Below are 23297 nucleotides of genomic sequence, written 5' to 3'. Positions count from 1 at the left end.
TGCAGTGCGCCGTCTCGATCGACGCACCCGCGCGGCTGTCGCTGCCCCCTTACCGACCTCTACCCGTCCACTATTATAGTCGTCCGAGCCAAATTCGATCCCGCGCCGCAATGTCCTCCAACACAGCGCCGCCACGCTCTCCGCATGTAGTGATCGAAGGAGACTGATGATGCGTCGCTGGCACTCCGCTCAGGCGAGGCTCATTTTTCGCAGAGCCGCCGTCCGCCGTAGTAGGGCTGATAGGTGCAATCCGAAGGGCGGAAGGAACGATAGCTGCGGGAGCAGGCCGTGATGTTGCAGGACTGCGGTGCGGCGGGGCTTTCGACAAGCGCTCCTGCCGCAGGCGCCGCCATCGCTTCCCGCATGAAGTCGCGCCAAATATGCGCTGGCAAGGCGCCGCCCGTGACCCCCTTCATCGGCGTGTCGTCGTCATTGCCAACCCATACGCCAGCGACGAGTGGCTCCGTGAAGCCGACGAACCAGGCATCGCGATTGTTTTGGCTGGTGCCGGTCTTGCCGGCCGCGAACGCACCGGGAGCGGCCCCGCGTCCGGTTCCGCGCTCGACCACCAACTGCAAAAGGCCAACGAGATCCGGTTGGTAGGTGGAGAGATCAATGGTCGGCGCGGCCTGTGAGCCGACACGAAACGCCTCCGGCTGTCCGGCCGCCTGAAAATCAATGATGCCCCAAGGCTCGACGGGCGCCTTGCCGAGATGGACAGAGGCATAGGCGCTGGTGAGGTCAAGCAGACTGACCTCCGAAGTGCCGAGGGCCAAGGAAGGTGTATTGGCCAGCGGCGCGTTTATGCCGAGCTCGCGCGCAGCGGCGATCACATTGTCGAGCCCGACCTCCTGGGCAAGCGCCACAGTCGGCGCATTCAGCGAGCGGGCAAAGGCCTCGGCAAGCGTGACCCAGCCGCGATAGCGGCCGCCGGAATTCTCGGGCGACCAACCGTTAATGTCGATCGGCGCATCCAGGACCTGGTCGGACAGGGTGAACCCTGCCTTCAGGGCCGCATAGTAGACGAACAGCTTGAAGGTGGAACCCGGTTGCCGCAGGGCGGTCACCGCGCGATTGAATTGGCTTTGCTTATAGTCGCGACCGCCGACCATGGCGACGACCGCTCCGTCGGGCGTCATCGCAACCAACGCGGCCTGGGATACTCCGGCCCGCTTTCCTTCCGTATCCAGCGCGTTTGCCAGAACCCTTTCGGCGATCCGCTGCAGCTGTGGGGACAGTGTCGTGCGCACCGTGGTCGAACCCGGAGATGCGCCGGCGATTTCGCTCGCCTGCGGCGAGATCCAGTCGGCGAACCAGCTGCCGGATCGTGGCGTCGGCGTCGTCGGGTGGAGCGTGGCGAAGCTCGCCTTGACTTGTGCAGCCTCGGGTGCGGTGATCTTGCCATTGGCTACCATCGTGTCGAGGACGACCGATGTGCGTTGGCGCGCACCTTCAAAATTGTCGATCGGATTCCACTGGCTCGGCGCCCGCAACAAGCCAGCCAGCATCGCCGATTCCGGCAGGTTGAGTGCGCCGATGTCCTTGTTGAAATAGATCCTTGCGGCTGCGGGCATTCCGGTCGCGCCGGCGCCGAGATAGGCGCTGTTGAGGTAGCGCGTCAGTATTTCCTGCTTGCCGAGCTTCCACTCCAGCCACAGGGCGATCACGAACTCCTGGACCTTTCGTTTTATTGTTCGGTCGCTGTCGAGATATTGCAGCTTGATGAGCTGTTGGGTGATGGTGCTGCCGCCCTCGACCACCGAGCCAGCTTCGAAGTTCCGCACGAGCGCCCGTCCGATCCCTCTGACATCGATGCCGAAATGGTCCATGAACCGGCGGTCCTCGATTGACAGCACGGCATCAATCAGCCGCGGCGGGAATTGGTCGTACTGTGCGTAGGGTCCCTGATAGGGGCCTTGTCTGACCAGCGGTCCTCCGTCCGCCGTTTCCAGCACCACGACAGGCTTCAAAGTTCCGTCCCTGATCTCACTCCAGGGAACATCCTTCAGCGCCCACACGAGTACAGTACCGGGAATAAGGAGGCAGGCGAGGAGGACCAGGCCGATGGCAACCTTCCACCAGCTTGGCCTGACGAAGGTGCGTGCGCGATCTTCGGAGGGCTTCTTACGCAGCGCACCCAGCCGGTTCCCGAACTTCACCAGAGCAGCCACGAACCACCCACGGGGATCGTCGGCAGTTGATGCGGCTTCGTCTGCATTCGAAGGGCTGAATTTCATTTTCAGGGAGGAAGCCGCATGCTTGGTCTTCGCGCGGATCAAGGTTGCACCCACCTTCAAGTCGTGGCCGAGCGCAACCAACAGATGGCGAGCTGCCTGTCCGCTTTGGCCGAAGAGTGTCGGGGAGGGGGTGGCTTGCGTGGATTGATCCGGCCCGTCGGATGGGTTTGAAGCGCCCGTCTGGAGCACGACATGCTCGACAGTCGATTCCGAGCTTTCCGGGCGATCGGCACCCTTGCTGGAGGTGTTTGCAATCTGGGTTGAGGTCTTGGGAGGGCGTGGCATCGGCTACCGCTAAATGGATCTTCCGGAAGATAGCGCGACCTTGTGACCTGACAATGTTCATGATGCAATGTGCAATTGGCCGGCAGGAAGGTGTTTCCGGCAACAGAACTCGTTCTCGCGGCGGTGCAAATGGCGGGTCCGAAAGGACCGCGCAAAGCCTATCGTTCGGGTCCGGTCAGCGGTGCTAGCGCCCTGTCAGCGCTCAGGACCGGTCTCGGAACAGGCCCTCTTAGCGCCAGTAGATAGGCAAGAAGGAACAGCCCCCATGCCAACATCCAGCATGCGGCCGCGGTGACGACGGGATTAAAATACGCGCTACCGATCCATTCGGCCAGAATGCGGATCATTGCGGCGAGGCAGATAAGAGCGAAAGCACATGCCATCTTCCCGTTGAGCACGAGTACGCCTTCGTTGCGTGCCATCGCAGCACGCATCATGAGGGCCGCCATCATTGTTCCCATTGCCCCCATAGTCGCCGCATGCACGGCGGTCGCGGGTAACATCTGGTCTGGAAACATGGTGGCGAAGCCAATGAGCAGGAGAGCCCCCGGCGTCCAGGAAAAAGCAAGATGCAGCATGAAGAGCGCCGGGTAGCACCGGGTTTTCAGGCCTTGCCAGCCGCTCATTCGTAACACGAGCGCCAAACCGGACAGTACGAGGAAAATGCCCTCTGCGTTCGTTTGCTTGGTAGCATTGAGGCAGGCGGCCGCAACTATGCCGCCGATCGCCAGGCAGGAAAGCCCGGGCTGGTCCCGAACGAGACCTGCCTCACCAGTTCGTCCGAGCCAGGAACGTGTGAAAGCGGGCACGGCACGGCCGCCGATCAGGGTGATCAGGGCGAGGAAGATCCGCGGCACTGCATCTGCGACGAGATCGCTTGCCTCTCCGTCAAGCCACAGCGGGCTGAGCACGCCAATAAGCGCCACGGCGAACGGTGCCCAGAAGCGGCGTCCCGCTCTGCCCGATACACCCCCCTGGGCGAGAACGACCGCGAGAAAGGCGAAGTAGGCTGACATCCCGACTGCGGCAGCAACGACCGGGAGGTGCGCCGAAAGAGCCGTCGTCAGGCGGGCCACGCACCAGAGAACGGTCGCGAGCACGGTGACCTCAGCTGAGACCGGGCCTTTCTTTGTCCAGGCGGGCAGGGCGGTCAACAGGTAGCCTCCTGCCGCCGCACCGGCCATGCCGAAGAGAAGCTCATGGCTATGCCAGGCGGCTCTGTCCGGTCCAATACCATCGGGCAGAAACCAGACCGCAGGCGCGACAAGCGCCCATAGACCCGCCAGAAAGAACAGGGGTCGGTGCGGCGCCTGCCAGATCGGTGTCCACGGCTTTGGCGCCGCGATCATCAAATCGTCTGGAGGCCGGCCTCGAAGCGCGGAAACAGCACGGCATTTTCGAGATGCATGTGCGTGACGAGGTCCTCGGTGAGCTTACGCAACCCGGTATAGAGTGCTGTCCACGAACCGCAGGCGCCATCCGGCAAGGTTAGCCCGTGGGTGACATGCTCGATCGTTCGCAGATGCTCCACCTCGTCGTCGTGCTCGCGCCGCATCTGGGCGATCGGATAGGAAATCGTCGCGCCATCACCGCGCTGCATCATCGGGAACAGCACGAGCTCTTCCTTCATCATGTGGCTTTCGAGCTCGTCGCGCAGCGCCTCCAGGGCTTGGGAAAGCCCGACAGGGGCCGACGGATGGCCGCCGTGTACCCGTTCCACCTTCTGAGCAAGCGGAATCAACCATGCGAGCTCAGCACGGTGCGTTTGGTGGTACCTGTGGAGGAGGTGAGCGATGAGATCGGCGGTCTCCTCCGGGGCATCTCGACTTGCCGAACGCTTGAGTGTTTCCAGTTCTGTCAGCAATGCCGAAGGGGCGATACCGGCCTTGAGCGCGGCTTCCGACAACAACATCTTGCCGCCGCAACAGAAGCTGATGCCGTAACGGCGGAAGAGTTCCGCGGCCCCCGGCAATTCGGCTGCGATCGTTGCGACTGTGCTTTCGAGGCTGAGATCGGTCATCATCTGTTCCTTGTTGGATGCTTGCAGACGGATTCCGAGCAGCGCTCGGACGCATCGAGTCGTCTGGGGTTGAGGCAATGTGTATCGGCCCCTCCGGCGCCGGGGACTTCCGGGCTGCCGAGCGGCGCAGAGAGCATCCTTGACTAGGCGAGGTGAGGATCTTCGTCTTTGTGCCTGCGCAAACGCCAGAACCGCGCGTGCGTCTCGTCTTCGACCTACCGGTTCCTCTTAGGTGCGGGGCGTCGTCCGCCCAGGGATCGACTTCGACCGCGAGCCGCTTCTTGATCGGTCATTATGTCCCGAGTCAGGTCAGCGTCAGACGCATCCGCGAGGTCGACAACGCCGATCCCACCTTGTCCGTCGAGCACGGTGAAGCTGGCGATGCTTAACGTAGAGTAAATGTCACGCTCGGGTCACGCGACAAGGAGACGATGTCGCGATAGGTTGCAGGGTCATTTCAAACCCTGCAATGCCGTTCATAGCGCCTTCGGTGCCTTCAGCAAGGCCAGCGCCGACGCGGCATCCCGTATGGAGTGGAATATCATGCGCCGCTATCTGTTCAATATCTATGCAGCAGGCGTCGTCAGCCGCGACGAAGTTGGCCGGAAATACCCATCAGATGGACCCGCAGTTGCCTATGGTCAAAGGATTGTCGATGAACTGACCAAGGACGACGACTATTGCGACGCCGTCATCGATGTGGTTACGGCGTCAGGGCGTCTGGTTGCGCGACTGATATCGAGCGAAACACCGCTCGTGCATCACGTGAGGCAACCGACGCGACAGATTTCGCTGCACTGAGCCTGCTGATTTCGCCAATCCGTCGACGGGCACAGCGGATTGATCCGGGTGGACAACCGAAGGCAAGTCCTATGCAGCCTGTTCGCGAGCTGAGTTGTGATCGAACAACGTCCGCGCTGCTGCCGCCAGCAGATCCGTTTGCGAAATCAGTCCCAGCACATGATGGTCGTCATCGACGATGATGACCGCGTGAATTATTCCGCTGGTAAGCGCCGGAAGCAAGCTCATCGCCCGGTCGTCCTGGCGCGCGACCACTGGTGTAGCAACGTTGCTGCCGACAGTGGCACCGGGCTCGGTCAGCTCCCTCAGTCCGACTGTACCGACAAGCCGCTCGTTTCCATCCTTTACGGGGATGGTCCGGATATTGTGTCTGAGAAGCAACGAGCGCGCGGCCTCGCTGCTGTCGTCTTGATGGACGCAGATGACGTCGCGCGACATGATATCCCGGCACAGGATGTGGGGTGTCGCCCGAATTGCCGCCTGCAATTCCACCTGGCGCAGCACCCGATCAAGATCCTCCCGGCTGATGTCAAACGTTTCATCCAGCGCCTCGAGCGCGGCATCGACATCCGCACCGGTGAAGCCGACCCGGCGACTGGCGGGCGGATCAATGGTCGCGTGCGTATTTGCGGGCGGAGCGACGACGTGCGGGTAGTTGCGTCTCGCCAGCTTGTGAAACAGGATCCCGAGAGCCACCAGCAGGCACGAGTTGAGCGCGACGGGCACCAGCGGGAACAGGAGACCCCAGCTCGCCACGACAGGGCCGCCAAGCACTGCGGTCAACGCAGCGGCGCCGCCGGGCGGATGCAAGCAGCGCGTAAATGACATCGCCGCGATCGCGATCCCCACGGCAATACCGGTTGCGATCAGCGGATCCGGCACGAACATAGCTGACAGAACCCCCACGAAGGCGGAGATCGTGTTGCCGCCGACGATCGACCACGGCTGGGCAAGCGGGCTTGTGGGAACCGCAAACAGCAGAACCGCGGATGCGCCCATCGGCGCCACGATCAACGGAAGGCTGGGACCGCCACCAAAGATACTGCCGCTGATCATACCGGTCAGGAGGATACCAACCAGCGCTCCGAGACACGCAATCAGGCGCTCCCTCAACGTCGCACCCGCCAGGATCGGTGCGAAGAAACGACGGCCCGGCGGTTGCGAGGGCGTCTGGTTGGGCGAATTGGTCATGCAGTCACCTGTAAATGGCAGCGCGTAGGTTGAATATTTCAGTGGGCGCCAGCGTCGGTATGCAATGCGCGGCGCAGGACTTCGATCGCAGGGGAGCTGGCCTCCCTACGATAGATGAGCAGTGTCTGAATTTCACGCAATGAATGGGTTCGAGCGTCGCCTGGCCAGTCCATCAGTTCGAATATGGATCGTGGCACTACACCGATCGCGTCACCGGCTGCAACGCTCGCCAGTATGGCGTGATAGGAGGAAACCTCCTTGGTCGCAATCGTCGGCGACGGACGTGCCCATTGTTCCGCGACACGGCGGTACGTGCATCCGGGTTCGAGCGCCGCCAACCAGCTCACACGCACGTCCAGGGCGGTTTTGATCGGCGGATGCGACGCGGGCAAGACGATCAATACGTCTTCGCGGTAGATCGGATCTCCATCGAGGTCCTCGAGCGGGTCGGGTCTCGGCATCGCGATATCGCTTGGCAAACGTGCGATCAGCGCACAGTCGATTTCTTCAGCGAGCACGGCTCGGGTCAGTTCCTCCGTCGAGCCCATTGTGAGCCTCAGCGCCAAATCCGGGTGCGTTCGGTTGATCGTCTGCAGAACCGGCGGCAGGCGGCTGGCAGCGGTACTCTCCATGCTGCCCAGCCGCAAGACGTCCGGCATCATCGTCGGCTTCAGCGCGTTGCGCGCCTCGTCACATAGCGCCACCAGCCGTGTGGCGTAGGAGCGAAAAAGACGCCCCTCGCGCGTCAGCGTCATCTTCTTGCCGTCGCGGCTGAACAGGCCGACGCCCAATTCTTCCTCGAGTGCGCGAATACGGTTGGTGACGTTGGATGGCGCACGGCCAATCTCGGTGGCGGCGCGGGTCACGCTGGTACGCTCGGCTACCAGCAGAAAAATCTCAAGGGTCGTGAAGTCCATTTTATCTACGAAGGGAATGAAGCTGCTTTATTGTTCTCGAATGGGAAATGATAATCAAGGTGATCTCGTGAAACTGCGTTCGAAACATTCCCGGAAACGGAGAAAGGCCATCGACCATGTGCACGCCTGATGAGGACGATCTTTCGCCGCGCTTTTCATCACCGCCTTGCCTGATGCACGAGGTGGATCCGGCCTATATGGGCATGGAGTCTCCAGAGGCGATCTCGATTGTGCAATGGCGGGAGCAGGAGAGAAAAAGGCTGATATCCGCGCGACAGGGCATTCCGATTGCAGAACGGACCGCACGGACAGACGCGATCGTTTCTGCGCTCGACCAACTTCTGCCCAACGTTCGAGGCGAGACGATTTCGCTGTATTGGCCGTTCCGTGGTGAACCGGATCTGCGCTCTTGGATGAACACGCTCATTGCCCGCGGCGCCGACTGCGCGTTACCGGTGGTGCTCGCCAAGGCAAAACCTCTCGGCTTTCGATCCTGGCGCGCTGGCGAGGCGCTCGAGAGGGGTGTTTGGGGGATCCCAATTTCGACCGAGGGGCGGGATGTTCAGCCGACCATCGTCATCGCACCGGTCGTCGGTTTCGACGAGAGCGGTTATCGCTTGGGTTATGGTGGGGGCTATTACGATCGTACACTCGCCGTGCTTCAACCGAAGCCATTCGTGATCGGCGTTGGGTTCGAACAGCAGAGAATGGAGAGCATCAGGCCACAATGGCACGACATCGCGATGGATGCGATCGTGACCGAAGGGCGAACGCTTTCATGCACCGTCGGTCAAGGGCGCAAGGGTGCGAGTTCCGCGAACTGCAGATAGAAGCCAAGCGACAGGATGGTGACCGCGAGCGCAACGGTACGTGAGGCGAACCGCGCCGCCAGCCATGAGAGCGCTATGCCGGCGACGACTGCCATTACCCCCAGTGATGGCCCCTGATGACTGAACGCCAATCCCAAAGCGGTCAATCCAGCTGACATCGCGAGCGTTGTTCGCACCGCATCGCCGCGCGATTGCTGACCGCGGCCATTGCGCACGAAACTCAACTCCGTCAGGCTGAAGGCCATTGAAACGCTCAGCAGCAGCGACAGCAGCAACCCACTCCACATCATCCGACAATCCCTTGGTTGGATGTTTCAGACAGAGTGAAGCAAGAGTTGGGCCACCTGAAACGGTGTTGCATTTGCACGACCGCGCGTCCGATTTGCGGGAAAAACTGGCCAGTGCCAGGCAAACTGCACGTTCCTTGTGCAAATCACGCGGTCGCTGAGGCATGGGCATGATCCGCTTTGAGGTCACGCTCGCTTTCCAGGACGACGGGTAGTCGAAGCAAGCCGTGGCGATGCCCGCAACTCGCGCGCGTCGCTTTCGATGCGTGGGGCAGGTGCTGCTTTCGTGATTTGCCTGTAGGCTTGTTGATCGCTTCTAGAGGCAACCGGGAGGGTGTCATGAGTGACCATGTCTACAAGAAGGTAGAACTTGTCGGCAGTTCGAAGTCTTCCGTTACGGAGGCGATCGAAACGGCGATCGCGCGGGCGTCGAAAACCATGAGAAATCTCGAGTGGTTCGAGGTCGATCAGATCCGGGGCCACATCAAGGACGGCGAAGTGGCGCACTATCAGGTGGTCATGAAGGTCGGCTTCCGGATCGACGACTGACGCGCGGCCGGGCTGGTCTTCGGCAATTGCCGGTTACTAGAATCTGTCGACTCTGCTAGTCAGGTTGAACAGTCTGTCGACCCTCGCGTGAAGCGAGGTCGCTGCCGGTGTCCTCAATTGTTGCCCGGTCGAACAGGATGACCGAACGGCAGGCGTTCGCCGTCTAACCGAGCTCAATGGATGGATGACGATGGCTGAACGACGATATGGCGAAGCGCCGCCGAAGATAGATATCACGATTGCCGGTGCGGACTGGTATGGCCGGCAGATCGATCGCGAGCGTCATCAGAACACTCTGTTCGTCGATCTCGACCTGACCGATGCGCAGACCGTTGGTGTCGTCTTCCAAGAATGCACCTTCCGGCGGGCGCGCTTCAATGCCTCGTCGCATCAGGCGGGTGCCTTCGTGAACTGCACTTTCGTGTCCTGCAAATTCTTCGACAGCCGGTTCACAGAGTGCAAGTTCGTCGGCAGCATGTTCGATACATGCGACTTCGACCAGATGCAGGTCTCAGGCGGCGACTGGTCCTTCGTCGGCTTGCCCGGCGCCGGTCTCGGCCGCGCATCCTTCAAGGAAACCCGCTTGCGGGAGGCAGACCTTACCGGTGCCTCCTGCAAGGGTGGCTCGCTGAGAGACGTCGATCTCTCCGGCGCGTGGCTGCACGGCATCGATTTTACAGCCTGTGATCTCAGGGGCAGCGACCTCAGTGCGATCGAACCGGAAAACGTGCACCTCAAGGACGCGATCATAACGATCGACCAAACCATCACCATCGCCGAGGCATTAGGCCTCGACGTGCGGCGGAAGTGAACCCTCCCCAAGAACTGGATGCGTTGATGACGGACAGGCGCGCGCCATTGCGTTCTGGCTGGTGACAGGCGAACGGCGAGCCCTCCGGACCGCGAACCACAAGCCAGATGTGCGGGTGATCGCTACCCGCCACCCTCCATTTGGATATCCGGCGCTCGCCCCTATCGCGAGACCGGTGTGCGTCCCGACGGCTCAGGTCACTCCGCGGTCAGACCGTCAAAGACTTCGAGCATGGCATCGCTGATGGCTTTGCCGAGCGCGGCGGCAGTTTCCCCCAGCGTATCCTCATTCATGTCGCGAGCGGCCATAGCAAAGGCGGCACCCTCGGCCGTGACGATTTCCTGGGCGCGCTGGATTGCCCAAAGTGCGAAGTCGCTGCGGCCGCTGATCTCGACGGTTTCCATGATTTCTCCTGATTGGTTTGAGCGAGTGGCTTATAGCCGATTTAGCAAATATTGGAGCCGCGCGCTGGGGCGCGTTCGAAAGATCCACATGCGTCTCGGCTCGATCTGATCGTTTCGGATGAGAAAGGGCCCCGGACAGACGGCACTCCATCGTCTCAAGGACGGCGAGCGGGCGCTCGCGCGCAGTTGAGCAACAGGCAAAGTACGACGCTGAGGTCAGCACCGCCTAGCCCAAATTGAGGAGTTCGCCACCCGTTTTGATTCGTTGCCTTTAAAGGCCGTCGCTGTCACGTTGTAGCTCGTGAATGGCCACCGGACGAGCGGACCCATGTTGCTCGCCGGATTTATTGCCGGCCACTCACGGCATTGTTTATAGAGACATTTTAGGCCTGTCGTGAATTACGGGACGGAGGAGGAGCCGCCCCGTCTCACGCATGCGACATGTCGAATGCCCCGCGCTTCGGTCAAAGCCGACGCGCACTGCCGCGCCGCGTGGGTTACTTTCCGATTATCTGCGGGATGTAGACGACAGCCCGATCACCACCGTCCGAAAATGCGCCGCCGACGGCGAGATAGGCGGTTATGGCGAGGGCTGAAAGGAGCATGATTCCGACCGGCAGTCCGGTTGATGCCCTTTGTTCTGGCCAACGCTCCCTGTCGTACATCATCGGTTCCTTTCGTGGCGCTTCAGCATCGGGCGAGGGCGCCCGGCGGAATAGGAACGCCGAAAGACGGGGAGGGTTCCCGACCTTGCCGCAGTTGAACGGACGCATGGCCCTATCAAGCGCCGAAGACAAGGCGCGCTTCGTCGGTTGTCGGCGGTGCACTCGCGTACTGAGAACAAAGCGATCGACGACAGCCGGCGACCGGTTGGGAAGCGTTGCTGTGCGTGAGCGCGGTCGGTAACGTGACATCCGGCATCGAATCGCTTCTTTTCGTCGGTGCAGGTTGACGGCGCGTTCAAGCCCGCGGGAGGGACCGGCAAGCTGCTTTCGGCGAACCGGATATCCCGTTTTGGAGCATTTTTCTTGGAAAGCCCGCATACTGCATAAAGTTGTAGGTACCCTGGAAATGGAATATCCATAAACTCGCGCTAGACCGATCGTCATTGGTGAATCGGGAGCGGTGGATGCGAAGAGAAGTACAGTTCAACGGGCAGAGGGACTGGCGAATCGCGCGATATGTCATCGGTGGCATTGTTGGTTTCGCCGTACTCGCGCAGGTTTTGGTCTATCTCAGCCTGGTGGCTCTCGTCGATCGGCCCTATGCGGCCGCGGTGGTTGGCGCCGCGTTGATCTCCCTGTTGATGGGCGTGCCGCTGATCGTCCTCGCGGCGACGCAGTATCGCCGGGCCCAGCGCCTTCGCAACCAGATCAACCATGTCGTCGCCCACGATGCCACGACGGGCTGCGTAACCGGCCGCGGGCTGGTCCAGCAGGTCAATGGCCTCGAGCGTCGCCGGCAACGCGCCGGCGAAGAGCTTCACGGAGCACTCATTCATCTCAGGATCAACAACCTCGACGATGTCGGTGCCGCTTTCGGTCCGGCCTGGAGCGAAGAACTGCTCCAGTTCGTCGCCTCCACGATCAGCACCTCGGTGCGGCGCGATGACATCGTCGCTCGAACCGGCCCGGCAAGCTTCGACGTTCTTTTGGTCGGCGCGAGCGAATCGGATGCCGAGCACGTTTCCATCCGCCTGACGAAGGCATTGGCTTCGGCACACTTCTCGGCAGACGGCAGCAAGGTCGATCTGGCAATTAGCGTCGGCGGCGCATTGTTCGACGGCAGCGTAGATCTCGAACGGTTGCGCCGTGCGGCAGCATCCGAAACTGTATTGGTTGCCAGCGAGGGAACGCAAACCGTCGATTTCGTCCGGCTCCCTTCAGCGTGATTTACTGGGTGCCGGCGCCAGTGACGGGAAGACGGGTAATCTCCGCTCGCAGCGGCTGAGGCCATAGTGAGGAATTCGCGCTGCCGTTGCGTTGACGACAACGTTGCAACGGGCCGAAGCGCCTTGTTACCTTGGGCAGCCGCGGCTGATTTATTTTATTTCAATAGGTTAACGGTTACTCTTGTTGCCACACGAATGTTCCATTTTTGCAACATAGCCGTGCGAAAGCTTGGGGCGCCATAGAACCACCCCAAAATTGGTGGCCGCGTTATATTACCTCTGTATTATCTATCGGTAAATTTCGGCAGTTGTAACGCACGCTCGGATTCGCCAGCATGACGTACGGATTGCGAGGGGGATAATATTGAAAGTGGGGAAAACTTTTAAGGGCGGGCTTTTTTCCATTCTGCTCGCGTCAACCGTATTTGCAGGTGGCGCAGCCGAAGCGATGACGCTGAGGGAAGCGCTTCAGATCGCGATGGAATCGAACCCGGAAATCGGGCAGTCGATCGAGAACCGCGAGGCAATCGAGTTCGAACTGCGGCAGGCGCGCGGTCTCTATCTGCCGAGCGTCGACATGGAAGCTTCGACGGGCGTTCAACATCTTGAGGACGAAGCCCGTCGCCTTGGTTCCATTGAGAACGATCCGCTCTATCCTTCCGACGTCGGGCTGACCATTACGCAGAAGCTCTTCGATGGCGGTGGTCGTCGCGCCGAACTGGAGCGTCAGGCGGCGCGCGTCGACAGCGCCTCCTTCCGGGTCCTCGAACGGTCCGAGACGATCGGTCTGCAGATCGTCCGCGAATATTTCGAATATATTCTCCAGCAGCAGATCGTTGCGGAAGCGCGCAAGAACGTCGGCGTGCACCAGTCGATCCTGTCGGATATCAGCTCGCTGATTTCAGGTGGCGCCCTGACCGATGCGGATCGCCAGCAGGCGAGTGAACGCCTGTTGTCGGCCAAGGCCCGTCTGCAGGAAGCAGAGGAATCGCTCGAAACCGTCAAGATCAGCTTCAACCGCCTGGTTGGCCAGCCCCTCACGAAGCCGTCCATGCCGAAGTCGGTCGCCGGCGTTCTGCCGAAGACGCTCGAGACGGCAATCGGTATCGCCCGCGGCAGCAATCCGCGCATCAAGGCCGCCGATTCCGACATCAGCGCTGCGGATTCGCAGGTCAAAGCGGCACGCTCGAACATGCTTCCGGAAGTCTTCGCCGAAGGGCGTGTGCGCACGGGCAACGATATCGACGGCGCGACCGGCAACAGCTGGGATGCCCAGGCGCGGATCGTGGCGAAGTGGAACCTCTATCGTGGCGGCATTGATATCGCCAACGAGCAGGAGCAGATGCGCCGTGCAAGCGAACAGCGGCTGGTCTTCCACCAGGCACATCGCGAGGTCGAGGAAGCCGTTCGCATTTCCTGGGAACGCCGCAACAGCCAGTACGAGATCTCCCGCACGCTGAACGCGCAGGCTCAGATGAACGTACAGCTCGTCGAGTCCTATCGCGAACAGCTCAAGGTCGGGCAGCGTTCGCTGCTTGACGTGCTCGGCGCGCAGAATTCGCGTTTCAATGTCAGCGTTCTCGCGAAAACCTCGCAGTACGCCGCTCTGTTTGCCGAGTACCGCCTGCTTGCGGCGACCGGCCAGCTCCTGTCGACGATGCAGATCAAGGCGCCGGCCCAGGCCGAAGCCTATGCCCGCAACGAGTTCAATGTCCCGGATACGCCGCCCACGGAAACCTATCGCCGTGTTCCTTCGCGCCAGACGAACGACTTGCCGCTCGATTTGTTGGCGCCGATCCGGCAGAAATGATAGTCCTCGTCAAGGTGGACACAATCGGTGGTAGTGCAAAGCATTGACAGGCATGTGCAGATTGGCCCGTCTTTGACTGGCTTTCCCGAGGCGTTCAAGGAGATATGTATCTTCTTGAACCGCCCCTCGTCCGACAGCGTGCTTTATTCCGACGTTCCTTTTGACGCGCGGTTGCCGAGCGCCGAGGACGTCTCACGTATTGCGGAGCGAGTCGGCCTGGAAACGGAAATCGTTTCCGGGCGCGCGATCGGCAATCGTGATTTCGTATACCCGCTGCTGCTCGTCTTTCGTGACGGCAGCGCCATGGCGCTTTTGGAAGAGGCGCCTGACGGCACGTTGAACCTTTCGAACAGAGCTGCTGCTCCCGGCGAAGCGGCGGTGAAACTGTCTGAGTTGCAGCTCGGCGGTCTCGCCTATGCCTTGTCCTTCTCAGCCACCTATCTCAATACGGCGTCCGGCCGCGGCGTCGGTGAGGCCCGTAACATCGACCGCCGGCATTGGCTGACGGCCACGGTCAAGCCATTCTGGCAAGCCTATGTGCAGGTGGCGATCGCGGCCTTTTTCATCAACGTGCTGGCGCTGGCCGCGCCGCTCTTTACGATGAACGTCTATGACCGGATTCTGCCGAACAAGGCGATGGCGACACTTTGGGTGCTGGCACTTGGCATCAGCACCGCCATTCTGTTCGACTTCCTGCTCAAGACGGTTCGTGCCGCGCTGATCGACTTTGCCGGACGGAAGGCTGACCTGAAGCTCTCCTACATGCTGTTCGAGAAGATACTGCATGCGACGATGGCATCGCGGCCACCTTCGACAGGCGAATACGCCAACCGAGCGATGCAGTATGAATTCGTTCGCGAGTTCTTCACCTCGAATACGCTCAGCACCCTCATCGACAGCCTTTTCGTCTTCGTTTTCATCGCAGCGGTCTACGCGGTCGCAGGCTGGATCGCGCTCATCCCGGCGGTCGCGTTCCTCTTGAGCGTCTTGATCGGCTATGTCGCGCAGTACAAGATCGGCAACCGCGTCGCCGCCGCCTCGAACGAATCGGCCCAGCGCCAGGCGCTATTGGTAGAGACGATCAGCGCCATCGAGACGGTGAAGACGCTGCATTCGGAAAAGCAGCTTTTGCGCCGCTGGAACGAACTGGCCAAGCACTCTTCGAACACGGCCGAGCAGATCAAGGAGATCTCCTCCTGGGCCTCGCACGCGACACAATTCGTGCAGCAATTGGTGACGGTCTGCATTGTCGTCGCCGGCGCTTACGAATTCACTGAAGGCAACATCTCCTCGGGCGCGATCATTGCGGCCAGCATGCTTTCCGGCCGTGCCGTCGCGCCGCTGGGGCAGATTGCGATGACGCTGGCACGGCTGCGTCAGGCGATTTTGTCGCTGCGCATCCTAAATGCGGTGATGGAGCAGCCGGAAGATCGGCCGGACACGATCGGTTTCGTCAACCGCGAGATCCGCAACGGCAGCATCACTTTCACCAATCTCGATTTCGCCTATCCGGGGACCGACTACAAAGTGGTCAGCGGCATGAACGTGACGATAAAGGCGGGCGAGCGTGTTGGCATCATTGGCCGCATCGGTTCGGGAAAGACCACGCTCGGCCGGCTTCTCGCAGGTCTCTACGCGCCCAGCGCCGGCCGTATTCTGCTCGATGGCGTCGATATCCGGCAGTTGCATCCCTCCGTTGTCCGCTCGGCCGTCTCCTTCGTGTCGCAGAATTCCGACCTGTTTTCCGGCACCATCAAGGAAAACCTGCTGATGGCGAACCCGACCGCCAGCGATGAAGAAGTGGTCGCGGCAGCCCGGCTTGCCGGCGTCGACGACTTCGTCTCCCATCATCCGCGTGGCTATGACATGCCGGTCGGTGAGCGCGGTTCCCAGCTTTCGGGCGGGCAGCGCCAGGCGGTCGCCATTGCCCGACTGTTGTTGCGCAAGCCGAAGGTGGTGTTCCTGGACGAGCCTTCCGGGGCCATGGACCTCGCCAGCGAGCGTGAACTGATCAACAAGCTCTCCAATGTGTTCAGCAGCGATGTCACCCTTCTGATCTCCACGCACCGCCACAGCATGCTGAGCCTCGTCGATCGCCTGCTTGTTCTCGACCGCGGGCGCCTCATCGCTGATGGCCCGAAGGCCGCGGTCATCGAACAGTTGCAACGACGCTCCGGTCCTGCCGGACCGGCCGAGGGGGCGGGGTTATGATCCACGCTCTCGACATGACGACGAAACAATGCCTGTCCGCAAGTGGCGGGAGGGGGCAGCATGACTGAGAAACCGCCGCTTGCCGCGCGCGCCGGACTGCTTGTCATCGGCTTGCTGATCAGCTGTTTCGTCGCCTGGGCGGCGATTGCCGAGGTAGACGAAATCGCACGTGGCGAAGGCAAGGTCATTCCCGTCTCGAAGACGCAGATCATCCAGTCGAGCGAGCCCGGCATCGTGCGCGAGATCGCCGTGCAGCTCGGGCAGGTCGTCCGCCGCGGCGACCTGATCCTGCGGCTCGACGATACGGCCAGCGGCTCCTCGCTTGGCGAGCTCGAAGCCAAGGCACGGTCGCTGCGCGCGCAGATAGCGCGCTTGGAGCTCGAAGAGAGTGGGGCCTACGACGCCAAGTACAATTGCCCCGAGAATATCGCCAAGGTCGCACCGGCTATCTGCGCCAACGAGGAGCAACTGCTCCAGGCGAAGGCTGGAAACTTCAACAACAAGCTGTCGGTCATGCAGGCCCGCGAGGGCCAGCGTCAGAAGGAACTGGCGGAGGCGCAAGCCAACATCACCCGGCTGACCGAGAGCCTGCAGGTCACGGAACGGGAACAGGGGCTCATCGAGCCGATGGCCAAACGCAAGCTCATCGCTCAAACAGAGCTACTGCGGGTCGAAAAGGAATTGACCGACACCCGGGGACAGCTCGCCCTGTGGAAGCAATCGGTCGGCAAGCTGGAGGCGGCGCTCGAGGAGGCGTCGCTGCAGGTCACCGAACTCTCCCTGCAACTGAAGCAGGAGGCCCTGGCGGAAAAAACGGAGGCCCTCTCGCAGCTTTCGGTGATCGACGAAACGATCCGCGGGGCGACCAGCCGGGTCGCCAACACCGATATCCGTTCCCCGGTCGATGGCATCATCAATACGTTAGATGTCAACACGGTCGGTGCCTATGTGACGCCGGGCGCAGTGATCGGCGGCGTCGTGCCGACATCGGAGACGCTGCTCGTCGAGGCGCGGCTTTCACCGCGCGACGTCGCCTTCGTGCGTCCGGGCCAACCGGCTTTGATCAAGGTCTCCGCCTATGATTTCTCGATTTATGGCGGCCTCGGCGGCATCGTTGAAACCGTCAGCGCCGACAGTCTCGTCGACCAGAACAATGGCGAGACCTATTATCTCGTGCGCGTTAAAACCGACACGGCTGCGCTGGTGAAGGACGGGCGGGAATATGCCATCATGCCGGGCATGATCGCTTCGGTCGATATCATGACGGGCAAGAAGACGATCCTTGCCTATCTGATGAAGCCGATCAACAAGGCGCGTGAGGAAGCTCTGCGGGAGCGCTGATGAATGAACGAAACGCAGCCTCCACCGTCCGATGAGGACCTGAGCGCGCTGCGGTTCCGCGTCGTCACCATCGGCGGTCAGCGCCGCGGGATCAAGCTCGAGGAAATCTATTGGCACTGTCTTGGCGAGCTTGCCGCGCGGCAGGGACGAAGACTTGCGGATATCGTTGCAGCTTGTGAAAGAGAGCTTGAAGGCGAGGGGAATTTGACGGCGCGACTGCGCTACGTCGCCACGCGCTACATGCGCGACGAGCTTATCGGTGCCAGGCAACGCAGCAATCTGGCGATCGTCGCCGGCCAGGTTCGCGCCAGCCCAACGCCTGCCTTTGCGCTCACGGGAAACAAGAACATCGTCGCCTTCAACCCCGCGTTCCTCTCCTTTGTCCAGTCGCGGGTTCTGCGGTCGCAGCAGCCGCAGCCGGCGCGTGGCTTGAGGCTCGCCTTCGATGTTCAGTTCGTCGATCTTGTCCGCCGTTTGAAGGCAGCTCCAGGCGAGCCGCAGCCCGCGGGTTTCACCATCGGCGTGCAGGGGCAGGTGACGCGCGGCAAACTCAACGCCGCACTGGCCCCGCTTGCCGACCAGGACGTGATCATCGGCTTCATCCTGGCCTGAGAGCTCGGAGGTCCGCCTGCCGCGAGGACGGCTGGGCGGCGTTCATGAATAGGTCTGATCGTGAAGACGTCGACGTTGGAGCCGAGGTTCAGCGAACCGCAACGCCTTCGCCGGGCATGACATCCGCGAAAGGTTCGGCAGACGCGACCTTATCGCCGGTGGTCTTGATGCCATGGATCCAGGAGCGATCGGCGCTGACCGAAAAGAGCGCCTGATAGCTCGGAAGCGCGCGGTCAAGCTTCACCTCGTCACTCAGGTTATCGAGAATGAAGTGGCCCTGGCTCGTCGTGATTGCCAGCACCGCGTGATAGAGGTTGCGCCGGACATCGCGAAGTACAACGATCGACATGGCCTCTGACGGCAGACCGGCCGCCTTCAGGGCAGCCATCTTCAGGATGGCATAGTCTTCGCAGTCACCCTTGCCGCGGGCAAGAATTTCATCCGGCGTTGCCCAGTAGTCCTTGGAGCCGTAGTTCTCCGCGTCCGGCTGGTAGCGCACGATCCGGTTCACCGTGCGGTTGATGCCGCTGATTTTCTGGCGGAATGCAAGACCGTTGGCGTTTTCGATCGCCTTGCCGAGAATGCCGCGGGCGGCACAACCGCTCTCCTGTGCGCAGCGGTTGAAGTCCGCCGCCACGACTGCCGGATAGACGGTCTTCCATTTGCGCGCCACTGGGATTGAAGAGACGCGGAAGGCGACCGAATGGAACACGGCGGAGGGTTCCGACTCTGCCGCTGCCTGGCCGCCGAAGCTCGCGCGCGCAGTCACCGTCACCTTCTGCACCTGCCGGCTCTTCAGAGCCTCGGAAGCCTGCTTCGACAAGGTGTTGATCGTCTCCGTGGCGACGGCTGCCAGGGGGCTTGCCATGCTCAGCAGCTGCTGGAAGAGACCAGCGTGGAGCATACCGGACTGGCCCGCCTGAACGGATGATGTCGCAGATAGCGACACCAGGCCGATCGCGAACACCGAAGTCTTCAGGTATTTTCCGCAGTGCTTCCAGCTGTTCTTGTTCATTGCCGTGTCTCTCGGTTTCGTGAGGACACTGTACGAATGAAAAGAAAAATGCCGGTAAAGCGGTATGTATTATTTAGTGTACTCCGAAACAATACGTTTTGTATAAAATTTTATTCAAATTTTATACTTGCGTATTCTTTCAGATCAGACCGCCAGCCCACCTTGTAGACACACCAGCAACATCGTCATTGGCGGCATGTCGCGCGGATTGCCGATCGCGACCGTTTGTTTCGCAGTTCTTCTTGAGGTTCCCTAGGCGATAAGCCTGCACGTCGAACCAATGGAAGGGCTCAGGTGTCGTCGAGCACGATTTCGAGGCCACTTCTTCGAGCCGCCGTGCCCGCGCGGAAGATGGTTATGGACCAATGACCAGAAATACTAAATTTGTACTAAGCTCACCAATTTTGGGTATTAGCATAATATATTATGCTGTTTTTCGCTAATCCCTCAGCCCCCGATTGCGCTCCAAAAAGCTTGGTGTTTTCTTGCTCGCAAAGGTCGAGGGGTATTTCTATGGCAACCGAAGGCACCACAATTTCGAACGAAGCCGCCGCTACGCAGGCAGAGGCAATCGAGTTCCGCAACGCGCCGGATGGCAAGGCTGACCGACTGGTGGCGCAGGCGGCGACGGGAGCAGAGGGAGAACCCCAGCTCGTCGACCCGGCAACCGGAGCGCCGGTGAAAGGCGCCGAGACAGCGCCACAGACGCCGCCCATGCCCGCGACGGTCACAGCCGATGCTTCGAACGTGGTGCACCTGCCCGCAGGCGCGTCGATCGAGAAAATCAAGGTCGTCGGTACCGATATCGTTTTGGAACAGCCGGACGGGTCGACGATCACCATTCACAACGCCGCATTGAAGGTTCCGACCTTCGTCATCGGCGATGCTGAAATCCCGCGCGAAACCCTGGTGGCCGTGCTCGGCGAAAACGGCATCAACGTTGCAGCGGGTCCGGACGGCAGCATCAGCGTCGTCTCGAACCAGAGCAGCGGCGGCGGTTTTGGTGACGCCAACGCGGACATTGGCCAGGCCGGACCGGTTATCGGTCTGTTGCCGCCGACCGCCCTGGAATTTCCGACCCTCGAGGCGACCGAGCTTCTTCCCTTTACGCTTGACCCAAATGACAACCCGTCGATCATCCCCGATGGCGGCAGCAGCGATCCCAGCGGCATCCTCGTGAGCGACCGGCAGGTCGACGAAGCTGGCCTCGCCAGCGGATCGCGCGCAGGCGATGGCAGCGCTTCGGTCAACGGCATCTTCACGATCTCCGATCCGGACGGCCTGGGCGATGTCGCCAGCCTGACGATCAACGGCCAGACTTTCACAATCGGCGGACTCGTCGGCCAATCGGTCGTGGGCCTGTTCGGCGTGCTGACCATCACCGCGTACAACCCCGCCACTGGCGCGGCGCAGTATACCTATGAACTGACGAGCCCCGTTACTGGCTCCGGTCCGGGCGCAAATGTCGAGCAGGACCGGGATACCTTCAATCTGACGATCACCGACGTTGACGGCGCGACGGGTACGGCGACGCTGCGCGTGGATATCGTCGACGACGTTCCCTCGATCGGTATCACGGATCCGGCCTCCTCCAACGTGGTCGAGGGCCAGGCGCTTGCCGGCAACTGGACGCTTTCGGCCGGCGCTGACGGTGTCAGCACAGTGGACGTCACAGTCGGCAACACCACCCAGACCCTGGCGCTGACGGCAGGTCAGTCTGTGGTGTTCGCGCTTGCCGAAGGCACGCTGACGGTCAATGCCGACAAGACCTGGTCGTTCGATACGGCCAGCAACCTCAACAATGCCGGTGGCGTCAACGTCACCTTTTCGCTGTCGGCCACGGACGCCGACGGTGACACGACGAGCGACAGCCAGACGATCACCGTCACCGATGGTAGTAGTCCGTCGATCGAAGCGGAGGCGGGAACCGCATCGCTGACACTCGACGACCAGACCCTTGCCGACGGCTCGACACCGGGTTCGAACACGAGCACCGGCACGATCGGCTTTGCGGCCGGTACGGATGCGATCGCGACGATCGCGTTTGGCGACACCAGCGGCCTGACCGGGGCACTGACCTGGGATCGCGTCTCCGACACGCAGATTATCGGCCGCGCCGGCGGTGTTGCGATCGTCACGCTCGACCTGGTGCGCAGCGGCGACAGCGCCTCGGTGACGGCGACGCTGAACGACAACTACGCCAGCCATCCCGGCGTCAACGCCGACGACCTTGCGAGCCTCGGCTCGGTCAAGGTGATCGCCTCCGACACGGACGGCGACACGGCCGAGGGCACGGTGAACGTGTCGGTCTCCGACGACATTCCGGTGATCGGCATCACGGATCCGGCCTCCTCCAACGTGGTCGAGGGCCAGGCGCTTGCCGGCAACTGGACGCTTGCGGCCGGCGCTGATGGTGTCAGCACCGTGAATGTGACGGTCGGCAACACCACCCAGACCCTGGCGCTGACGGCCGGTCAGTCGGTGGTGTTCGCGCTTGCCGAAGGCACACTGACGGTCAATGCCGACAAGACCTGGTCGTTTGACGCGGCGAGCAACCTCAACAATGCCGGTGGCGTCAACGCCACTTTCTCGCTGTCGGCCACGGATGCCGACGGTGACACGACGAGCGACAGCCAGACAATCACGGTCACCGATGGCGCCGGTCCGTCGATCGAAGCGGGGGCGGGAACCGCATCGCTGACGCTCGACGACCAGACCCTTGCCGACGGCTCGACGCCGGGTTCAAACACGAGCACCGGCACGATCGGCTTTGCGGCCGGTTCGGATGCGATAGCGACAATCGCGTTCGGCGACACCAGCGGCCTGACCGGGGCGCTGACCTGGGATCGCGTCTCCGATACACAGATCGTCGGCCGTGCCGGCGGTGTTGCGATCGTCACGCTCGACCTCGTGCGCAGCGGCGACAGCGCCACGGTGACAGCGACGCTGAACGACAACTACGCCAGCCATCCCGGCGTCAACGCCGATGACCTTGCGAGCCTCGGCTCGGTCAAGGTGATCGCCTCCGACACGGACAGCGACACGGCCGAGGGCATGGTGAACGTGTCGGTCTCCGACGACGTTCCGACGATCGACACGACCAAGATCGCGGCCCCGGCAGCGACAACGGTCGACGAGACGGCGCTGGGCGCGGATGCCTCCTTCACGGTCTCGAACGTGTTTCAGTCCGGGTTCTCGGCCTATGGCGCGGATGGTGCGGGCTCGGTGAGCTATGGGCTGCAGCTGTCGGGCAACAATGTCGGCTCGGGTCTGTTTGCCCATGGTGTCAACGGCGCCAAGGGTGCAGAGATCCTGCTCAGCCAGTCCGGCAACGTGATCACCGGTGCGGTGAACGGGACGACCTACTTCACCATCACACTGGCCAATAGCCAGGTGACGCTCGACCAGCTCAAGGCGATCTGGCACGACAACGCGGGCAGCCATGACGAGCCGCTGAGCCTGAACATCGCAGGCGGCACGCTGCAGCTAGTGGCGACGGTGACGGATGCCGATGGCGACACGGCCAGCCATAGCGTCAACCTGGGTGCCGGCAGCACCTTCACCTTCGAGGACGACGGGCCGAGCGCATCGCTGGAACTGGTGTCGCAGCCCAAGACGATCGTGGTCGACGAGACGGTGGGCGAGAACGCCGGCGAGGCCGCTGTTGGCCTTGGCCAGGTGACGGTCTCCGGTTCGGATCTGTTCACGACGGCGGGCACGTCGGTTGGCCAGGACAACGAAGGCGCGACGACGGCCTATTCGCTGGCGATCGTGAACGGGGGCCACACCGGGCTCTACCTGACGGGGAGCACGACGGAGATTCTGCTGGTGCAGAACGGCTCCGTGATCGAGGGCCGCGTGGGCGGCACGGTGGCCTTTACGGTCGAGATCAACCCGGCCAACGGGTCGGTGACGCTGACGCAATATGAGTCGCTGAACCATGCGAACACGAGCAGCTACGACGAGGCGGTTTTGCTGGCCTCGAATGCGCTGCAGGCGGTTCTGACGGTGACGGACGGCGACAAGGACGTCGCCACCGATACGGTCGACCTCGGCGGCGGCCTCATCAAGTTCGAGGACGACGG

The 23297-nt window shown here is 61.7% G+C and carries 18 protein-coding genes; 10 read left to right on the top strand and 8 right to left on the bottom strand.

The genetic code is table 11. The features are described 5' to 3' along the window. Positions 1-200 precede the first annotated feature (200 nt). The 3 genes from ACTJKE_RS06220 to ric all read right to left on the bottom strand — a co-directional run bounded on the left by ACTJKE_RS06220 (position 201) and on the right by ric (position 4542). Entirely contained in the window at positions 201-2522 is a 2322-nt protein-coding gene (locus ACTJKE_RS06220; RefSeq protein ID WP_440691428.1) for a PBP1A family penicillin-binding protein, read from the bottom strand. 158 nt (positions 2523-2680) lie between these two features. Continuing rightward, positions 2681-3871, bottom strand: coding sequence for an NnrS family protein (locus tag ACTJKE_RS06215; protein WP_440691426.1), 1191 nt, complete (start codon positions 3869-3871; stop codon positions 2681-2683). Continuing rightward, the gene (gene ric, locus ACTJKE_RS06210; RefSeq protein WP_113511230.1) at positions 3871-4542 is read right to left on the bottom strand and encodes an iron-sulfur cluster repair di-iron protein; all 672 of its coding nucleotides are present in this window, start codon (positions 4540-4542) and stop codon (positions 3871-3873) included. Before ric ends, ACTJKE_RS06215 begins: the two co-directional genes overlap by 1 nt. A gap of 543 nt (positions 4543-5085) precedes the next feature. Here ric and ACTJKE_RS06205 point away from each other — a divergent pair. Continuing rightward, positions 5086-5343 (top strand): DUF6894 family protein, encoded by a 258-nt coding sequence (locus ACTJKE_RS06205; protein ID WP_141679501.1) that lies wholly within the window; start codon positions 5086-5088, stop codon positions 5341-5343. Positions 5344-5412: 69 nt separating this feature from the next. Here ACTJKE_RS06205 and ACTJKE_RS06200 read toward each other — a convergent pair whose 3' ends face one another. Next, entirely contained in the window at positions 5413-6534 is a 1122-nt protein-coding gene (locus ACTJKE_RS06200; RefSeq protein ID WP_440639546.1) for an HPP family protein, read from the bottom strand. A gap of 38 nt (positions 6535-6572) precedes the next feature. Continuing rightward, entirely contained in the window at positions 6573-7451 is an 879-nt protein-coding gene (locus ACTJKE_RS06195) for a LysR family transcriptional regulator (RefSeq protein ID WP_440691424.1), read from the bottom strand. 173 nt (positions 7452-7624) lie between these two features. On the opposite strand from ACTJKE_RS06195, the gene ACTJKE_RS06190 reads away from it, so the two are divergent. Continuing rightward, positions 7625-8281 carry a 5-formyltetrahydrofolate cyclo-ligase gene (locus ACTJKE_RS06190; RefSeq protein WP_440691619.1) on the top strand — a complete coding sequence of 219 codons (657 nt, stop codon included), beginning with the start codon at positions 7625-7627 and terminating at the stop codon, positions 8279-8281. Here the strand turns inward: ACTJKE_RS06190 and ACTJKE_RS06185 are convergent. Then, complete coding sequence (locus ACTJKE_RS06185) at positions 8242-8571, bottom strand: hypothetical protein (protein WP_057249610.1); 330 nt, start codon at positions 8569-8571, stop codon at positions 8242-8244. The genes ACTJKE_RS06190 and ACTJKE_RS06185 overlap by 40 nt on opposite strands. A gap of 336 nt (positions 8572-8907) precedes the next feature. Here ACTJKE_RS06185 and ACTJKE_RS06180 point away from each other — a divergent pair, with 336 nt between their 5' ends. Next, a complete protein-coding gene (locus tag ACTJKE_RS06180) occupies positions 8908-9117 on the top strand; it encodes a dodecin (RefSeq protein ID WP_057249612.1) in 210 nt (69 codons plus the stop codon). Between the two features lie 190 nt (positions 9118-9307). Beyond that, positions 9308-9928, top strand: a complete 621-nt coding sequence (locus ACTJKE_RS06175) for a pentapeptide repeat-containing protein (protein ID WP_440691422.1) — start codon at positions 9308-9310, stop codon at positions 9926-9928. Positions 9929-10125: 197 nt separating this feature from the next. Here the strand turns inward: ACTJKE_RS06175 and ACTJKE_RS06170 are convergent, their stop codons facing one another. Next, a complete protein-coding gene (locus ACTJKE_RS06170; protein WP_057249614.1) occupies positions 10126-10332 on the bottom strand; it encodes a hypothetical protein in 207 nt (68 codons plus the stop codon). 1129 nt (positions 10333-11461) lie between these two features. On the opposite strand from ACTJKE_RS06170, the gene ACTJKE_RS06165 reads away from it, so the two are divergent. The 5 genes from ACTJKE_RS06165 (at position 11462) to ACTJKE_RS06145 (ending at position 18197) form a co-directional block, all read left to right on the top strand. Continuing rightward, positions 11462-12223 (top strand): GGDEF domain-containing protein, encoded by a 762-nt coding sequence (locus ACTJKE_RS06165; protein ID WP_440691420.1) that lies wholly within the window; start codon positions 11462-11464, stop codon positions 12221-12223. A gap of 361 nt (positions 12224-12584) precedes the next feature. Further along, a complete protein-coding gene (locus ACTJKE_RS06160) occupies positions 12585-14033 on the top strand; it encodes a TolC family outer membrane protein (protein ID WP_373419816.1) in 1449 nt (482 codons plus the stop codon). Between the two features lie 27 nt (positions 14034-14060). Beyond that, the gene (locus ACTJKE_RS06155; RefSeq protein WP_440691418.1) at positions 14061-16244 is read left to right on the top strand and encodes a type I secretion system permease/ATPase; all 2184 of its coding nucleotides are present in this window, start codon (positions 14061-14063) and stop codon (positions 16242-16244) included. A 60-nt stretch (positions 16245-16304) separates the two neighbouring features. Next, on the top strand, positions 16305-17585 hold the full coding sequence (locus ACTJKE_RS06150) for an HlyD family type I secretion periplasmic adaptor subunit (protein ID WP_057249622.1): 1281 nt from the start codon (positions 16305-16307) through the stop codon (positions 17583-17585). Positions 17586-17588: 3 nt separating this feature from the next. After that, a complete protein-coding gene (locus ACTJKE_RS06145; RefSeq protein WP_058326982.1) occupies positions 17589-18197 on the top strand; it encodes a ribbon-helix-helix domain-containing protein in 609 nt (202 codons plus the stop codon). A gap of 88 nt (positions 18198-18285) precedes the next feature. Here the strand turns inward: ACTJKE_RS06145 and ACTJKE_RS06140 are convergent, their stop codons facing one another. Continuing rightward, positions 18286-19212 (bottom strand): transglutaminase-like cysteine peptidase, encoded by a 927-nt coding sequence (locus ACTJKE_RS06140; RefSeq protein WP_440691416.1) that lies wholly within the window; start codon positions 19210-19212, stop codon positions 18286-18288. Positions 19213-19725: 513 nt separating this feature from the next. On the opposite strand from ACTJKE_RS06140, the gene ACTJKE_RS06135 reads away from it, so the two are divergent. After that, positions 19726-23297: DUF5801 repeats-in-toxin domain-containing protein (locus ACTJKE_RS06135; RefSeq protein WP_440691414.1), on the top strand; the 3572-nt coding region annotated here is incomplete at its 3' end.

This window comes from Ensifer sp. 22521 (genome assembly GCF_052044795.1).
Taxonomy (GTDB): domain Bacteria; phylum Pseudomonadota; class Alphaproteobacteria; order Rhizobiales; family Rhizobiaceae; genus Ensifer.
Note: the sequence above shows the minus strand (reverse complement) of the source record. Positions and strands in the feature narration are given on the sequence as shown.

What these genes read in the sequence shown, in the direction of transcription:
- ACTJKE_RS06140 (WP_440691416.1), bottom strand. Translation starts at nt 19,212, where the DNA reads ATGAACAAGAACAGCTGGAAGCACTGCGGAAAATACCTGAAGACTTCG.
- ACTJKE_RS06200 (WP_440639546.1), bottom strand. Translation starts at nt 6,534, where the DNA reads ATGACCAATTCGCCCAACCAGACGCCCTCGCAACCGCCGGGCCGTCGT.
- ACTJKE_RS06180 (WP_057249612.1), top strand. Translation starts at nt 8,908, where the DNA reads ATGAGTGACCATGTCTACAAGAAGGTAGAACTTGTCGGCAGTTCGAAG.
- ACTJKE_RS06205 (WP_141679501.1), top strand. Translation starts at nt 5,086, where the DNA reads ATGCGCCGCTATCTGTTCAATATCTATGCAGCAGGCGTCGTCAGCCGC.
- ACTJKE_RS06150 (WP_057249622.1), top strand. Translation starts at nt 16,305, where the DNA reads ATGACTGAGAAACCGCCGCTTGCCGCGCGCGCCGGACTGCTTGTCATC.
- ACTJKE_RS06215 (WP_440691426.1), bottom strand. Translation starts at nt 3,871, where the DNA reads ATGATCGCGGCGCCAAAGCCGTGGACACCGATCTGGCAGGCGCCGCAC.
- ACTJKE_RS06170 (WP_057249614.1), bottom strand. Translation starts at nt 10,332, where the DNA reads ATGGAAACCGTCGAGATCAGCGGCCGCAGCGACTTCGCACTTTGGGCA.
- ACTJKE_RS06190 (WP_440691619.1), top strand. Translation starts at nt 7,625, where the DNA reads ATGCACGAGGTGGATCCGGCCTATATGGGCATGGAGTCTCCAGAGGCG.
- ACTJKE_RS06145 (WP_058326982.1), top strand. Translation starts at nt 17,589, where the DNA reads ATGAACGAAACGCAGCCTCCACCGTCCGATGAGGACCTGAGCGCGCTG.
- ACTJKE_RS06175 (WP_440691422.1), top strand. Translation starts at nt 9,308, where the DNA reads ATGGCTGAACGACGATATGGCGAAGCGCCGCCGAAGATAGATATCACG.
- ACTJKE_RS06165 (WP_440691420.1), top strand. Translation starts at nt 11,462, where the DNA reads ATGCGAAGAGAAGTACAGTTCAACGGGCAGAGGGACTGGCGAATCGCG.
- ACTJKE_RS06220 (WP_440691428.1), bottom strand. Translation starts at nt 2,522, where the DNA reads ATGCCACGCCCTCCCAAGACCTCAACCCAGATTGCAAACACCTCCAGC.
- ACTJKE_RS06195 (WP_440691424.1), bottom strand. Translation starts at nt 7,451, where the DNA reads ATGGACTTCACGACCCTTGAGATTTTTCTGCTGGTAGCCGAGCGTACC.
- ric (WP_113511230.1), bottom strand. Translation starts at nt 4,542, where the DNA reads ATGACCGATCTCAGCCTCGAAAGCACAGTCGCAACGATCGCAGCCGAA.
- ACTJKE_RS06185 (WP_057249610.1), bottom strand. Translation starts at nt 8,571, where the DNA reads ATGATGTGGAGTGGGTTGCTGCTGTCGCTGCTGCTGAGCGTTTCAATG.